The sequence below is a fragment of the Mitsuaria sp. TWR114 genome, assembly GCF_007997345.1.
This window is the reverse complement of the sequence record NZ_VOSR01000225.1, coordinates 1-13,565: the sequence shown is the minus strand read 5'-3', so window position 1 is coordinate 13,565 and position 13,565 is coordinate 1. Positions and strand designations below refer to the sequence as shown.

The 13,565-nt window shown below is 69.7% G+C and carries 13 protein-coding genes and 1 pseudogene; 10 read left to right on the top strand and 4 right to left on the bottom strand.

The genetic code is table 11. From position 1 onward, the window contains the following. The 3 genes and pseudogenes from FUT87_RS28615 to FUT87_RS10090 form a co-directional block, all read right to left on the bottom strand. A pseudogene (locus FUT87_RS28615) lies at positions 1-324 on the bottom strand (hypothetical protein); the annotation flags it as partial. Further along, positions 321-1,577: an iron chelate uptake ABC transporter family permease subunit gene (locus FUT87_RS10095; RefSeq protein ID WP_222617106.1), complete on the bottom strand. Its 1,257-nt coding sequence runs from the start codon at positions 1,575-1,577 to the stop codon at positions 321-323. The gene FUT87_RS10095 and the pseudogene FUT87_RS28615, both read right to left, overlap by 4 nt. Next, complete coding sequence (locus FUT87_RS10090) at positions 1,577-2,461, bottom strand: HlyC/CorC family transporter (protein ID WP_233218109.1); 885 nt, start codon at positions 2,459-2,461, stop codon at positions 1,577-1,579. The genes FUT87_RS10095 and FUT87_RS10090 overlap by 1 nt, the downstream gene beginning before the upstream one ends. A gap of 122 nt (positions 2,462-2,583) precedes the next feature. Between FUT87_RS10090 and FUT87_RS10085 the strand changes: the two genes are divergently transcribed. The 8 genes from FUT87_RS10085 to FUT87_RS10050 all read left to right on the top strand — a co-directional run bounded on the left by FUT87_RS10085 (position 2,584) and on the right by FUT87_RS10050 (position 9,988). Further along, entirely contained in the window at positions 2,584-3,705 is a 1,122-nt protein-coding gene (locus tag FUT87_RS10085; RefSeq protein WP_147240932.1) for a GTP-binding protein, read from the top strand. Between the two features lie 149 nt (positions 3,706-3,854). Beyond that, the gene (dksA, locus tag FUT87_RS10080) at positions 3,855-4,490 is read left to right on the top strand and encodes an RNA polymerase-binding protein DksA (protein ID WP_175538132.1); all 636 of its coding nucleotides are present in this window, start codon (positions 3,855-3,857) and stop codon (positions 4,488-4,490) included. 34 nt (positions 4,491-4,524) lie between these two features. Beyond that, a complete protein-coding gene (locus tag FUT87_RS10075) occupies positions 4,525-6,276 on the top strand; it encodes a hypothetical protein (RefSeq protein ID WP_147240931.1) in 1,752 nt (583 codons plus the stop codon). 200 nt (positions 6,277-6,476) lie between these two features. Next, positions 6,477-7,037 carry an ATP-dependent protease subunit HslV gene (gene hslV, locus FUT87_RS10070; protein ID WP_091719884.1) on the top strand — a complete coding sequence of 187 codons (561 nt, stop codon included), beginning with the start codon at positions 6,477-6,479 and terminating at the stop codon, positions 7,035-7,037. A gap of 19 nt (positions 7,038-7,056) precedes the next feature. Beyond that, positions 7,057-8,403 carry an ATP-dependent protease ATPase subunit HslU gene (gene hslU / locus FUT87_RS10065; protein WP_091719880.1) on the top strand — a complete coding sequence of 449 codons (1,347 nt, stop codon included), beginning with the start codon at positions 7,057-7,059 and terminating at the stop codon, positions 8,401-8,403. A 413-nt stretch (positions 8,404-8,816) separates the two neighbouring features. After that, on the top strand, positions 8,817-9,149 hold the full coding sequence (locus tag FUT87_RS10060; protein ID WP_147240930.1) for a hypothetical protein: 333 nt from the start codon (positions 8,817-8,819) through the stop codon (positions 9,147-9,149). After that, a complete protein-coding gene (locus tag FUT87_RS10055; protein WP_183488712.1) occupies positions 9,139-9,558 on the top strand; it encodes a nuclear transport factor 2 family protein in 420 nt (139 codons plus the stop codon). The genes FUT87_RS10060 and FUT87_RS10055 overlap by 11 nt, the downstream gene beginning before the upstream one ends. A 34-nt stretch (positions 9,559-9,592) precedes the next feature. After that, on the top strand, positions 9,593-9,988 hold the full coding sequence (locus FUT87_RS10050) for a tautomerase family protein (RefSeq protein ID WP_147240928.1): 396 nt from the start codon (positions 9,593-9,595) through the stop codon (positions 9,986-9,988). A gap of 45 nt (positions 9,989-10,033) precedes the next feature. Here the strand turns inward: FUT87_RS10050 and FUT87_RS10045 are convergent, their stop codons facing one another. Further along, entirely contained in the window at positions 10,034-10,813 is a 780-nt protein-coding gene (locus FUT87_RS10045; protein WP_091719865.1) for a type III pantothenate kinase, read from the bottom strand. A gap of 177 nt (positions 10,814-10,990) precedes the next feature. Between FUT87_RS10045 and FUT87_RS10040 the strand changes: the two genes are divergently transcribed. After that, a complete protein-coding gene (locus FUT87_RS10040) occupies positions 10,991-12,820 on the top strand; it encodes a methyl-accepting chemotaxis protein (protein ID WP_186830461.1) in 1,830 nt (609 codons plus the stop codon). A 92-nt stretch (positions 12,821-12,912) separates the two neighbouring features. Further along, positions 12,913-13,565, top strand: a 653-nt coding sequence (locus tag FUT87_RS28610) for a YbfB/YjiJ family MFS transporter (protein ID WP_255511758.1), incomplete at its 3' end; no start/stop codon positions are given.

The following is a 13,565-nucleotide window of genomic DNA, read 5'->3' as shown; positions in this document are numbered from 1 at the left end:
GGACTTGCCGGCGCCGTTCGGGCCGACGATGGCCGTCCACGCGCGCGGCGCGGGCGCCAGCGACAGCGGGTGCAGCACCTGCCGGTGGCCCAGCGACAGCGCGCGGAGCTCGATGCGCAGCGCGGGCACGTGTCCGAGCGTCACGGCGTCGGCCGCCTGGGCTGCGTGGTCGCTTGCGCCAGCATCCATGGCGACGGCGGCGGACGCGACATCGGCCGCAGTCGCGGACGTGCCGGCGTTCCCGGTTACGAAGGATGCGCCAGAGCTTGCGAGCACGCCGCCAGCGCCTGGCCGGCTGCCGTCGTCGAATCGGGCGGCGCTCATTGGCTGCCTCCCGCGCCGCCGAAATGCGCCTTGCGTCTGTGCATCAGCCACAGCAGGTAGCTGCCGCCCAGCAGCGCGGTGATGATGCCCACCGGCAGTTCCTGCGGCGCGATGACCCAGCGGGCGGCGATGTCGGCCGCCAGCAGCAGCGCGCCGCCGGTCAGCGCGGACAGCAGCAGCAGCGCGCCATGCGTCGTCGGTCCCCAGCTGCGCACCAGGTGCGGCGCGACCAGGCCGACGAAGGCGATCAGCCCGCATTGCGCGACCGCCGCGCCCGTGGCCAGCGAGAGCGTCGCGATCAGCAGCAGCCGGATGAGCGTGAGGCGCTGGCCCAGCGAGCGGGCGGTGTCCTCGCCCAGCGTCAGCGCGTCCAGCGTGCGGCTGCAGCCGAGCGCCGTCAGCAGGCACAGGCCCAGGGCGACGGCCATGACTTGCACCGCGCTCCAGCCGACATAACCGGTGCTGCCCAGCATGAAGGCCTGCATCGCGCGCAGGATGTCGGGGTTCATCAGCGTCAGCAGCGCGGCGCCCGAGCCCAGCACCACGCCGACGACGACCCCGGCCAGCAGCAGGCGCAGGCTCTGCGTGACGCCGCGCGCCAGCACCAGCGTGAGCAGCACCGCGCCGATGGCGCCGACGAAGGCCGCGCCGGTCATGCAGTGGCGCAGCGCCAGCGCCGCCGCCGGCAGGGCCGCCACCGCGGTGATGCCGTAGACGCCGACATAGGGCGCGAGCGCGGCCAGCGGCCCCTGCGCATGCGCGTAACCGCTGGCGATCCACGGGAAGCCGGTGAACCAGCTCGCGCGGGCGAGTTCCGCGCCCAGCCACAGGGCGGCGAAGGCGAGCACCCGCCGCGTCGGCGCGGCGCCGGCGGACCAGCGAACCGCCAGACCCATGCCGGCGGCGTAGTAGAGCGAGAGGAACAACGCCAGCGCCAGCACCGCCAGCGCCGACACGGCCGCGGGCAGATGCCCGAAGTCGTGCATGCTGATGTAGAGCCACCACAGCCCCGAGGCCAGCCAGCCGATGCCGAACAGCGCGCCGGCCAGCGCGGCGCGGCGCGGCCGCACGCCATCGCAGGCGGCGACCAGCCAGGCCAGCGCCAGCGGCTGCAGCCACCAGGCGGGACTGGGCGAGAACGAGGCGGTGTGCAGCGCCCCGGCGACGAGCGCGAGCGCCGGATGAAGCAGCCAGGACCACCGGCCCTGGCGGGCCCCGCCGTCGATCCGGTCCGACAAGGAGCCGCGGCGCATCAGCCGCTGTGGTCGTCGGCCTCGGGCGCCGGCGCGCGGGTCACCTTGAACCAGCGCACCGCGCCGCCGCGGTTGATCATCACCGAGAAGCGCAGGCCGGCGACCTCGACGGTCTCGCCACGGCGCGGCACGCGGCCATGCTCATGCGCCACCAGGCCGCCGATGGTGTCGAAATCGGCGTCGGACAGCGACAGCCCGAAGGCGGTGTTGACCGCGTCGATCTCGGCGTCGCCCGCGACGCGGTAGCTGCCGTCGGCCAGCGTGTAGATGCCGGCATCGCCGTCGCCGACGTCGAATTCGTCCTCGATCTCGCCGACGATCTCCTCGAGCACGTCCTCGATCGTGATCAGGCCGGCGGTGTTGCCGAATTCGTCGATCACGATGGCCAGGTGATTCCGGTTGGAACGGAAATCGCGGAGCAGCTCATTGAGGCCCTTGCTCTCGGGCACGAAAACTGCCGGGCGCAACAGCGCGCGCAGATTCAGTTCCGGAGCGCGCTGGAGCTTGAGCAGGTCCTTGGCCAGCAGGATGCCGATGATGTTGTCGCGCTGGCCGTCGTAGACCGGGAAACGCGAGTGGCCGGTATCGATGACGGCGGCCAGCAGTTCGTCGGGCGGCGACTGGATGTCCAGCAGGTCCATCCGCGGCGCGGCGACCATGACGTCACCGGCGCTGAGTTCGGCCATCCGCAGGACGCCCTCGAGCATCTGGCGCGATTCGGGCGCGATCAGATCGCGCTCCTCCGCTTCGGCGAAGTTCTCGATCAGCTCGCTGGTCGAGTCGGGGCCGGGGTGCAGGAATTCGAGCACGCGATCGATGAGACCGCGTTGGTCGTTGCCACGCCCGCCATGCTTGGCGGGCCGACTAGGCTGGGGATCAGACACTGTCGTGTGTGCCGTCGTTGAGGAGGCGCCAGAATAACCGATTGACATTGACATTCGCTTGAAACACAGTCATCCGCCCCCAGTTGCCGGGCCCAAGCTTCTCCATAGATTGGTCGTTCACCATGTCGTCCGTTCCTGACACCGCCGCCGCGAATCCAGCCACGAGTCCCGCGCCGGGACTGATCCCCGCCACCATCCTCACGGGCTTCCTCGGCTCGGGCAAGACGACGCTGCTCAAGCGCGTGCTGACCGAGGCGCACGGCCAGAAGATCGCCGTCATCGAGAACGAGTTCGGCGAGGAGAACATCGACAACGACATCCTCGTCAGCGAGACGCAGGAGCAGATCATCCAGCTCAGCAACGGCTGCGTCTGCTGCACCATCCGCGAGGATCTGCGCACCACGCTGGCCGACCTGGCCGCCAAGCGCCGCAAGGGCGAGCTGGACTTCGAGCGCGTGGTCATCGAGACCACCGGCCTGGCCGACCCCGGCCCGGTCGCGCAGACCTTCTTCATGGACGACGAGATCGCGGAGACCTTCCTGCTCGACTCGATCCTGACGCTGGTCGACGCCAAGCATGCGAACGACCAGCTCGACACCCGCCAGGAAGCGCGCCGCCAGGTCGGCTTCGCCGACCAGATCTTCCTGAGCAAGACGGACCTGGTCGACGCCGCCGCGGTGGACGCGCTGTCGCACCGCCTCAAGCACATGAACCCGCGCGCGCCGCAGTCCAAGGTGCATTTCGGCGAGGTGCCGATCAAGGACGTCTTCGACCTGCGCGGCTTCAACCTGAACGCCAAGCTGGAGATCGACCCCGACTTCCTGGCCGCCGACGAGCACGATCATGCGCACGACCACGGTCATGACCATGGCCACGACCATGCCCATGATCATCACGACCACGAGCACGGCGAGCACTGCGACCATCCGCACCATCACCACCATGACGACGACGTGAAGTCCTTCGTCTTCCGCTCGGAGCGCCCGTTCAACCCGGCCAAGCTGGAGGACTTCCTGGGCGCGATCGTGCAGGTGTACGGTCCGAAGATGCTGCGCTACAAGGGCGTGCTGAACATGAAGGGCACCGACAAGAAGGTGATCTTCCAGGGCGTGCACCAGCTGATGGGGTCCGACCTCGGCCCGAAGTGGATGCCCGAGGAGAAGAAGGTCAGCAAGATGGTGTTCATCGGCATCGACCTGCCGAAGGACATCCTGATGCAGGGGCTGGAAGGCTGCCTGGCTTAGTGCCACACTGACCGATGGTTCAGACCCATCGGCGGCGCGGCGGCGGAGGTGGCTACAATCCGCCGCGCCCGAACCAGGCCCCTGCGCAAGCGCGGGAAGCCCCGGCTTCTCATGTCGAGCAGGTATAAAGAGCCGCTAGGAGAGTGAACGTGAGCAAGACACCGGCCTCCAAGACCGCCGCGCCCAAGGCCGCCGCCAAGGTGGCCAAGGCTCCGGCGGCAGGCAAACCCGCCGACGCGGACGCGCCCGACAGCACGGTCTCTCTGCTGGACAGCCCTGTCCGGCCTTCGACCCCGACATCAACGAACCAGAACAGCCGCCCTGCCGTGAAGACCGATCCCAAACTCTCGTCTGCCTGGAAATCCAAGGCCGGTGCCGAACTGACCGACGCCGAAGTGCTGGCGATGCCGGACAGCGAGTACATGAACGACAAGCAAGTCGACTTCTTCCGCGCCAAGCTGACGCAGCTGAAGGAAGACATCCTGTCCAACGCCGGCGAGACGACCGAGCACCTGCGCGAGGACACCTCCATCGTCCCCGACCCGGCCGACCGCGCCACGATCGAGGAAGAGCACGCCCTGGAGCTGCGCACCCGCGACCGCGAGCGCAAGCTGCTGAAGAAGATCATGCAATCGCTGCAGCGCCTGGAAAGCGGCGAGTACGGCTACTGCGACGAGACCGGCGAGCCGATCGGCCTGGGTCGCCTGATCGCGCGCCCGACCGCCACGCTGTCGCTGGAAGCGCAGCAGCGCCGTGAGCTGAAACAGAAGATGTTCGGCGATTGAGCCGGACAGCGCGCAGAGCAAGGTCCGCCAGAGCATGACCGACCCCAAAGACGGCACCAAAGAAGGCGAGAGCTTCTTCCGCAAGGTGGCGCGCTTCGTCGCCAATCCGACGACCGACTGGGCGGAGATCAACTCCCGCCAGGACGATCCCGAGGCCGATGCCGCCAAGGCCGAGCTGCGGGCGATGGTGGAGCGCAAGCGGCGCAACGATTTCGTGCGCAAGCGCGAGCTCGACATGCTGCGCAAGATCCGCCGCGAGGGCCTGACGCCTGAACAGCTGGCCGCGCTTGGCGGCCACGCGACCTCCGGCATCGACGAACTGGGCCGCATCAGCGAGATCCAGGGCGCCCGCCGCGATGAAGCCAGCGTCAAGGCCAAGATCGACCAGATCGAGCAGCAGATGGTGGGCGAAGGTTTCGTCCCCACGCAGGTGCAGGGCCAGCACTCGCCCGGCTTCTTCGAGACCAGTACCAAACCGGTCAATTTCGCCGCGACGCAGCCGGCGGACCAGATTGGCGCGCGGGTGTCCGATCACGCCTCGCCGGCCGACATCGAGCGCCTGGACCTGTCGCCGGCGCCTGCCGCGGCCTCGATGGGCGGCGGCATGGCTCCGCAGTCGGCCGCCGCGCCCGCGCCGATCCCCGAGCTGAAGAAGGAGATCCCGACGCTGAGCTTCCGCGTCGCGGACCCGCAGGTCGAGGTCAGCGAGGTCGTGCACGACGCCGAGCTGGACGAGGCGGTGATCGCCTTCGCCAATGCCGACTACGAGCACTGCGAGCGCAGCCTGATCGACCTCACCCGCGCGGGCGGCGCGCGCCACGATCACGCCGAGACCTGGCTGGTGCTGTTCGACCTGTACCGGGCGACCGGCCAGCAGGGCAAGTTCGAGCAGCTGGCCAACGACTACGCGCAGCAGTTCGGGCTGTCCTCGCCGCAATGGTTCTCGCTGCCCAAGCTGGTGGCCGAGGCGGTGCAGCAGGAGCGCGCCCCGCGCGGCCGCGCGAGCAGCGTCTCCTGGACGGCGCCGGAATACCTGGACACCGAGGCGGTGACGCAGATGCGCACCCGCTGCGAGAACCTGCCGATGCCCTGGGTGATCGACTGGGCGCCGCTGCGCCAGATCGACATCGAGGCCTGCGCCAAGCTGCGCGACCTGTTCCGCGCCTGGGCGCAGCAGGCGCTGGACCTGCGCTGGCTGTCGGGCGACCACTTCTTCAACGTGCTGCGGGAGCAGGCCCCGGTCGGCAGCCGGGACGCGGATCCCATCCTGTGGATGCTGCGCCTGGAAGCGCTGCGCCTGGCCAATCGCCCGGACCAGTTCGACGAGGTCGCGATCGACTACTGCGTCACCTACGAGGTGTCGCCGCCCAGCTGGGAAAAGGCGCTGTGCCATGTCCGCATCAGCGGCAATGCGCTGTCGACGAGCTCGCCCTCCTCGATCCAGCCGGCGGCGCCGGACACCGGCATCGCCTTCCTCGAGTCGACGATGACCGACGCGGTCAACACCGCGGCGCTGATGGAGCTCTCCGGCCAGTTGAGCGGCGACATCAGCGAGACGCTGGCGCTGATGACCGAGCAGCTCGGCGCCGCGTCGCTGGTGACGATCGCCTGCCCGAAGCTGATCCGCCTGGACTTCATGGCCGCCGGCGACCTGCTGAACTGGGTGCTGGCGCGGCGCAGCGAGAACCGCGCCGTGCAGTTCAGCGACGCGCACCGGCTGGTGGCGCTGTTCTTCGGCGCCATGGGCATCAACGAGCACGCCCGGGTCAAGGTGCGGCACGTCTGACGACCGCCGCGCGCCGGCTTCGACCTTCGCGACCACGGGGCCTCTGGCCCCGTTCTTCATCCGGATGTCCGATCATCGGCCTCGTCAACCGGCATTCGCACAGGCGGGGCCGCTCCCTTTTCCTCACCTTGTGATTCCCGCGCGGGAACCCACGTGAGGCTTTCATGACGTTCAAGGCGTCCCCGCACGTCCGCTCCACCATGTCCCAAGATTCCTCCTCCCCGCTTGCGCCGTACCACGGCACCACCATCGTCAGCGTGCGGCGTGGCAACCAGGTCGCGATCGGCGGCGACGGCCAGGTGACGCTGGGCTCGATCGTCGTGAAGTCGACGGCGCGCAAGGTACGCAAGCTCTACAAGAACCAAGTCCTGGCGGGCTTCGCCGGGGCGACCGCGGACGCGTTCACGCTGTTCGAGCGCTTCGAGGCCAAGCTCGAGAAACACCAGGGCCATCTGGTGCGCGCGGCGGTGGACCTGACCCGCGACTGGCGCACCGACCGCGTGCTGCGCCGCCTGGAGGCGATGCTGGCGGTGGCCGACCGCACGGCGTCGCTGATCATCACCGGCAACGGCGACGTGCTGGAGCCCGAGCAGGGCATCGTCGCCATCGGCAGCGGCGGCGCCTATGCGCAGGCGGCGGCGAAGGCGCTGCTCAACCACAGCGAGCTGAGCGCGGTGGACATCGTCAAGCAGTCGCTGGTGATCGCCGGCGAGATCTGCATCTACACCAACGGCAACCACACGATCGAGACGCTGGACTGACCGGCGCCGGAGCACACGAATGAGCAGCAGCATGACCCCGCAGGAGATCGTCTCCGAACTCGACCGGCACATCGTCGGCCAGGCCGATGCCAAGCGCGCCGTCGCGATCGCGTTGCGCAACCGCTGGCGGCGCCAGCAGGTCGACGAGAAGCTGCGTGGCGAGATCACGCCGAAGAACATCCTCATGATCGGCCCCACCGGCGTGGGCAAGACCGAGATCGCGCGCCGCCTGGCCAAGCTGGCCGACGCGCCCTTCATCAAGGTCGAGGCGACCAAGTTCACCGAGGTCGGCTACGTCGGCAAGGACGTGGACAGCATCGTGCGCGACCTGGTCGACATCGCCGTCAAGCAGGAGCGCGAGCGCCAGATGCGCTTCCAGCGGGCGCGGGCCGAGGACGCGGCCGAGGAGCGCATCCTTGACGCGCTGGTACCACCGCCGCGCTCGTCGACCGGCTTCGCGCCGGCGGCGGACAGCGCCGGTGGCGACAACACCGCCCGGCAGGTGATGCGCAAGCGGCTGCGCGAGGGCTCGATGGACGACAAGGAGATCGAGATCGAGCTGGCCGAGGCGCGGCCGTCGATGGAGATCGTCGGCCCGCAGGGCATGGAAGAGATGGCGGAGCAGCTCAAGGGGCTGTTCTCGCAGATGGGCCAGGAGCGCCGCAAGGCGCGCAAGCTCAAGATCGCCGAGGCGATGAAGCTGCTGGTCGAGGAAGAAGCCGCCAAGCTGGTCAACGAGGACGAGATCAAGACCGCGGCGCTGGCGCATGCGCAGGACAACGGCATTGTCTTCATCGACGAGATCGACAAGGTGGCGACCCGTGCCGAGCACAGCGGGGGTGCGGACGTGTCGCGCCAGGGCGTGCAGCGCGACCTGCTGCCGCTGGTGGAGGGCACGACGGTCAACACCAAGTACGGGATGGTGAAGACCGACCACATCCTGTTCATCGCCTCGGGCGCCTTCCACCTGAGCAAGCCCAGCGACCTGATTCCCGAGCTGCAGGGCCGCTTCCCGATCCGGGTGGAGCTGAAGTCGCTGTCGGTGGAGGACTTCGAGGCCATCCTGTCGAGCACGCATGCGAGCCTGGTCAAGCAGTACCAGGCGCTGCTGGCGACGGAAGGGCTGACGCTGGAGCTGAGCGCGGACGGCATCCGCCGCCTGGCGCAGATCGCGTTCGAGGTCAACGAGCGCACCGAGAACATCGGCGCGCGACGCCTGGCGACGGTGCTGGAGCGACTGCTGGACGACATCAGCTTCGATGCGCACAAGCACGCCGGCCAGACCGTCACGATCGCCGGCGCGCAGGTCGACGAGAAGCTCGGCGCGCTGGCGCAGAACGAGGACTTGAGCCGGTTCATCCTGTAAAGGCGGCGCGGCTTCCGCCCGGGACGATCACGCGGAGGGGCAACGCCATGCGGCGGCCGCTGCCGTGCACCGCACGGCAAGCTCACCGAGCGCTCACACCGGGCTCATCCTGAGCACCGCGCCGATGGCGAGACTGGCCGCTTTCCACCAGGAAAGGAACCCGCCCGCCATGAATCGCCTGCTCATTTCCGTCCTCCTGGGTCTGCTGGTCTGGAACGTCTCGACGGCCCTGCTCATCGACCTTTACGTCCCCTCCCCCTGCGACGCCAGCGGCCGCTGCGACGGCGACATGATCTTCACCCTCAAGGTGGTCGGCCTGTGGCTGGGCATGTTCTGGCTGAGTTCCGTCGGCGTGCTGCTCTACAACGTCGCGCGATGGCAGCGCGACTGGCGCTGCATCAGCAGGGGGCCCGGTGACCGGCGCGTGGCGAGCACTGAAGCGCGCGGCCGTCTTCACGGGCATCGGCCTGATCGTCTGGCTCCTCGTCGCGGGCGCGCTGGTCGAGCACTTCGTCCCTTCGCCCTGCGACGCCAGCGGCCATTGCGAGGACGATCTCGGCCTGGGGATCCTGGCCATGTCGATCGTGTTCGGCACCTTCTGGCTGACGGCGATCCCCGTCTTGCTCTACAACGGCGTGCATGCCTTGCTCGCGCTGGCCCGTCGCCGTGCCCGTCGAAATCCGCCGCCCTGGATCGTCGTCTCCACGGAGCCATCCCGCTTCAAGGAGACACACCATGACCGATGACCCGATCCATGCCTTCCTGGGCGACTACGCGGCCGCCGTGCTCGAGCGCGACCTGGCGCGCTTCCTGGACCTCTACGCGCAGGACGTCCAGGTCTTCGACAGCTGGGACCGCTGGCACTACGCCGGCCGCGAGGACTGGGGCGGCATGATCGCCGCCTGGTTCGACGGCATCCGCGACGTGCGCGTGCGGGTCACCGCGACGGAGGTGACGACCTGGTGCGACACCCAGGTCGCCGGCGGCGTGGCGACGCTGGCGTTCACCGCGCTAGATGCCGGCGGCGAGGCGCTGCGCGCGATCGAGAACCGGCTGACCGTGCTGATGCGACGCGAGCAGGATCGATGGCGCGTCGTCCATCAGCACAGCTCCGTGCCCGTCGACTTCCAGAGCCGGCAGGTCGTTGCGCGATAAGCTCGCGTTCCCGTCGCCCCTCATCGCAGCGCCCATGCCGAGCACCCTCATCGAAATCCGCCGTGCCTGTTCCCCCGAGCAGGAAACCCAGTTGATCGAAGCGGTGCAGGCCGCGCTGGTCGAGGGCTTCAAGATCCCGGCGGAAGACCGCTGCGTGCGCCTGATCGCCTACGAGCCGCATCGCTTCATCCATCCGCCGCGGCTCTCGCGGCCCGAGTGCTACACGCTGGTGACGGTGACGGCCTTCTCCGGCCGCACGATCGAGGCCAAGCGCCGCCTCTACCGCGCGATCGTCGACCGCCTCGGCGAGCTCGACGTCCCCGCCGACCACGTCAAGATCATCCTCAACGAGGTGGAGCGCGAGAACTGGGGCCTGCGCGGCGGCCAGCCGGGCTCGGAGATCGACCTCGGGTTCAAGGTCGACGTGTAAACGCGTCGGGCGCGGTCGACGCGCCCCAGCGCCGGACCGTGCCGTCTACAGCGCCAGGCGATGAGCCTGCAACGCCAGCAGCCCGTCGAAGATCAGCGAGTCGATCAACTCGTGCGGGATGTCCAGCGCAGGCGAGACCTTCCAGCCCGCACCACCGGTCATCAAGGTGACCGGCTCCTGCCCGCAGCGCTTGACGATGTGGCGGTGCATGCGCTCGATGGCGCCGGTGATCGCGTAGTTGCCGCCGCTGGTGAGCGCATCCGAGGTGTTTGTGGGGAACTCGCGCACCTCGCCGGTCGGCACGCGCAGGCCGGCGGTGCCGCCTTCCAGCGAGCGCAGCATGATCCCGTGCCCGGGCAGGATCAGCCCGCCCAGGAATCGACCATCCGCGTCGAGCGCGTCCACGGTCACCGCGGTGCCCACCATCACGACCAGCGCGGGTCGCGGCGTCTGCCCGCGCATGCGCGCCAGCACGTGGTGCCGCGCGCCGATCAGCGCGACGAAGCGATCCGCGCCCAGGCGGCCCGGGTGGTCATAGCCGTTGATCACGCCGCCCGCCTGCGCCGACGAGGCCACCCAGCGCGCTTCGATATCCCACAACTCCATCTGCTCCTCGACGCGGTGCCGCATCGCGTCGCCAGCCACGTTGCTGCCGAGCATGCTGCCCGGCGTCGCCGGCAGCCGGGCCCAGTCGTGCTCGGCCAGCTTCTCGATGTTCTCCAGGAACTGCGCGCCGTGCGCCAGCATCGGGCTGCCCGGCTGGGGGCTCGCGTAGAGCGCCCACTTGAGGCGTGTGTTGCCGATGTCGATGGCCAGGAAGCTCATGGGCGTGGCGGGACCTTCTGTGGAGTTCTGCGGGATCGGGCGGCCGGCGCGGATCAGGGCGGCAGGTTAGCAGTGTTTGTCCTCAAGCCGGTGCCCCCTTCGGCCGATTTAGGATGGGATGCAGGTCGACTGCACCATCCCGGGGCAGCCCCCGACCCAACACAAGGCGCCAGACCGATGAAGTTCTCGATCGCCACGCGACTCTGGATTCCCGTTGCCGTCATGTCCGTCATGACGGTGGTGATGTCGCTGGGGGCGGCCTCGCGCACCCGCAGCCTGCTCGAGGTCGCGCAGGCGACCCAGGAGAAACAGCAGCAACGCTTCGAGCTGGCGCTGCGCTGGCGCGGCCTCACCGAGGCCAACGCGAGCCGCGTGCAGGCCGGGCTGGCGGCCAACGACAACGCCGTCGCCGATGCGATGAAGGGCGACATCGCCAAGACCACCGAGACGATCAACGAGATCCAGAAGCAACTCGAGGCCCTGGCCGAGGGCGACGACGACAAGGCCGCGATGGCGCGGATCGCCGAACGGCGCCAGGCCTACATCGCCACCCGCAACGAGGCGAACAAGCTCAAGGCCGGCGGCGATGTGAACGGCGCGCACCAGGCGCTGCAGCAGAAGGTCGTGCCCGCCATCGAGCAGTACCTGGTCGCGCAGCAGGACTTCGTCACGCTGCAGCAGCGGCGCTCGGCGGCGCTGCGAGAGGCCGCGGGGGCCGAGCGCATGCGCACCGTGTGGGGCGTGGCGGCGCTGATGACGCTGATCGTTGGCCTGCTGGCCCTGGCCACCGCCTACTTCGTGCGCACGATCTCGGCGCCGCTGAAGTCGCTGATGGCCGAGGCCGAGCGCATCGGCGAGGGCGACCTGTTCCATGTCGACCGCGACTACAGCCGCGACGAGATCGGCGACGTGCAGCGCGCGCTGGCGGCGATGAAGAGCTCGCTGCGCAAGGTGATCCGCGAGGTGCGGGCCAGCGCCGACGGCATGCAGACGGCGAGCCAGGAGATCGCCAGCGGCAACCAGGACCTGAGCCACCGCACCGAGCAGACAGCCTCCAACCTGCAGCATGCGGCGTCCTCGCTGGCGCAGCTGACCGGCACGGTGCAGCAGAGCGCCGACAGCGCGCGCACCGCCAACCAGCTGGCCGGCAGCGCGGCCGAGGTGGCCGAGCGCGGCGGCACGGTGGTCGGCGAGGTGGTGGGCACGATGGCGCAGATCGATGCCTCGGCCAAGAAGATCAACGACATCATCGGCACCATCGACGGCATCGCCTTCCAGACCAACATCCTGGCGCTGAACGCCGCGGTGGAAGCGGCGCGCGCCGGCGAGCACGGCAAGGGTTTCGCGGTGGTGGCGTCGGAGGTCCGGGCGCTGGCGCAGCGCAGCGCAGGCGCGGCGCGCGAGATCAAGGCGCTGATCGGCGACAGCGTGGCCAAGGTCGAGGCCGGCTCGCAACTGGTGCGCGATGCCGGCGCCACGATGACGGAGATCGTCGCCAGCGTGCAGCGGGTGTCGGACATCATCGGCGAGATCAGCGCGAGCACCGTCGAGCAGAGCCAGGGCATCGGCAATGTCAACGGCTCGGTGGCGCAGCTGGACCAGATGACGCAGCAGAATGCCGCCCTGGTCGAGGAGTCCGCCGCCGCGGCCGAGTCGCTCAGCGACCAGGCGCGCAAACTCACGGCGCTGGTCGGGCACTTCAAGGTCAGCGACCCCAAGCCGGGGTCGGTCGACGCGGTGGGCGTGACGCCGCCACCAGCACCGGCGCGGACATCAGCGCCGACGCCGAAGCCAGCAGTCGCCGCCTCGATGGCGAAGCCGACGACCACGCGGCCGGCGGCAGCCAAGCCCGCGGCCGCGCGCCCCTCGCCGCCCAAGGCGCCTGCCGCCTCGGTCGCCAAGGCAAGACCCGCCCCCGCGGCGCCGTCCACGCCCAAGCAGGCGCCGGCAGCAGCCCCCAGCCCCAGCGCCACGTCCGCGCCCGGCGACGACTGGGAGACGTTCTGATCCGCCCCTGGCAGGTCTCCGCCGGCGGCATCGCCGGCCTGATCCTGAGCATCGGCCTGGCGCGCTTCGCCTACACGCCGCTGCTACCGCTGATGCAGCAGCAGGCCGGCCTGAGCGACGCGATGGGCGGCACGCTCGCGGCCGTCAACTACGCCGGCTACATGAGCGGCGCGGTGATCGCCGCGCTGATCGACGACCCGCGCTGGCGCTCGCGGCTCTACCTCTGGGGCATGGTCCTGGGCCTGCTCGCCACCGCGCTGATGCCGCTCGCGCCCAGCCTGCCGCTGTGGGCGCTGTCGCGCTACCTCGGCGGGCTCAGCGGCGCCGCCGGCATGCTGCTCGGCTCCGGCCTCGTGCTCGGCTTCCTGATGCGCGCCGGCAAGCGGCCGGAACTCGGCGTCCACTTCCTCGGGCTTGGCCTGGGCATCGTCGTCTCCGCCCTCGGCGCGATGGCGATGGACCGCCTCGCGCTCGACTGGGCCGGCCACTGGTGGGGCTTCGTCGTCGTCGGCCTGCCGCTGCTCGCGCTGACGGCATGGTGGCGCCCGCCGGTGCCGCCGCCCGTCGCCGCGACGAGCACCGCCGCCGCCCCCGATCCACGATGGATGCGCTGGATGATCGCCGGCTACTTCTGCGCCGGCTGGGGCTTCGTCATCAGCGCCACCTTCACCGTCGCGATCGTCGAGCGCCAACCGCTGCTGCACGGCCAGGGCCCCTGGGCCTGGCTGCTGGTGGGCCTGGCGGC

Coding starts and splice junctions, on each gene's coding strand:
- FUT87_RS10095 (WP_222617106.1), bottom strand. CDS start 1,577: ATGCGCCGCGGCTCCTTGTCGGACCGGATCGACGGCGGGGCCCGCCAG.
- FUT87_RS10085 (WP_147240932.1), top strand. CDS start 2,584: ATGTCGTCCGTTCCTGACACCGCCGCCGCGAATCCAGCCACGAGTCCC.
- FUT87_RS10075 (WP_147240931.1), top strand. CDS start 4,525: ATGACCGACCCCAAAGACGGCACCAAAGAAGGCGAGAGCTTCTTCCGC.
- hslV (WP_091719884.1), top strand. CDS start 6,477: ATGTCCCAAGATTCCTCCTCCCCGCTTGCGCCGTACCACGGCACCACC.
- hslU (WP_091719880.1), top strand. CDS start 7,057: ATGAGCAGCAGCATGACCCCGCAGGAGATCGTCTCCGAACTCGACCGG.
- FUT87_RS10055 (WP_183488712.1), top strand. CDS start 9,139: ATGACCGATGACCCGATCCATGCCTTCCTGGGCGACTACGCGGCCGCC.
- FUT87_RS10050 (WP_147240928.1), top strand. CDS start 9,593: ATGCCGAGCACCCTCATCGAAATCCGCCGTGCCTGTTCCCCCGAGCAG.
- FUT87_RS10045 (WP_091719865.1), bottom strand. CDS start 10,813: ATGAGCTTCCTGGCCATCGACATCGGCAACACACGCCTCAAGTGGGCG.
- FUT87_RS10040 (WP_186830461.1), top strand. CDS start 10,991: ATGAAGTTCTCGATCGCCACGCGACTCTGGATTCCCGTTGCCGTCATG.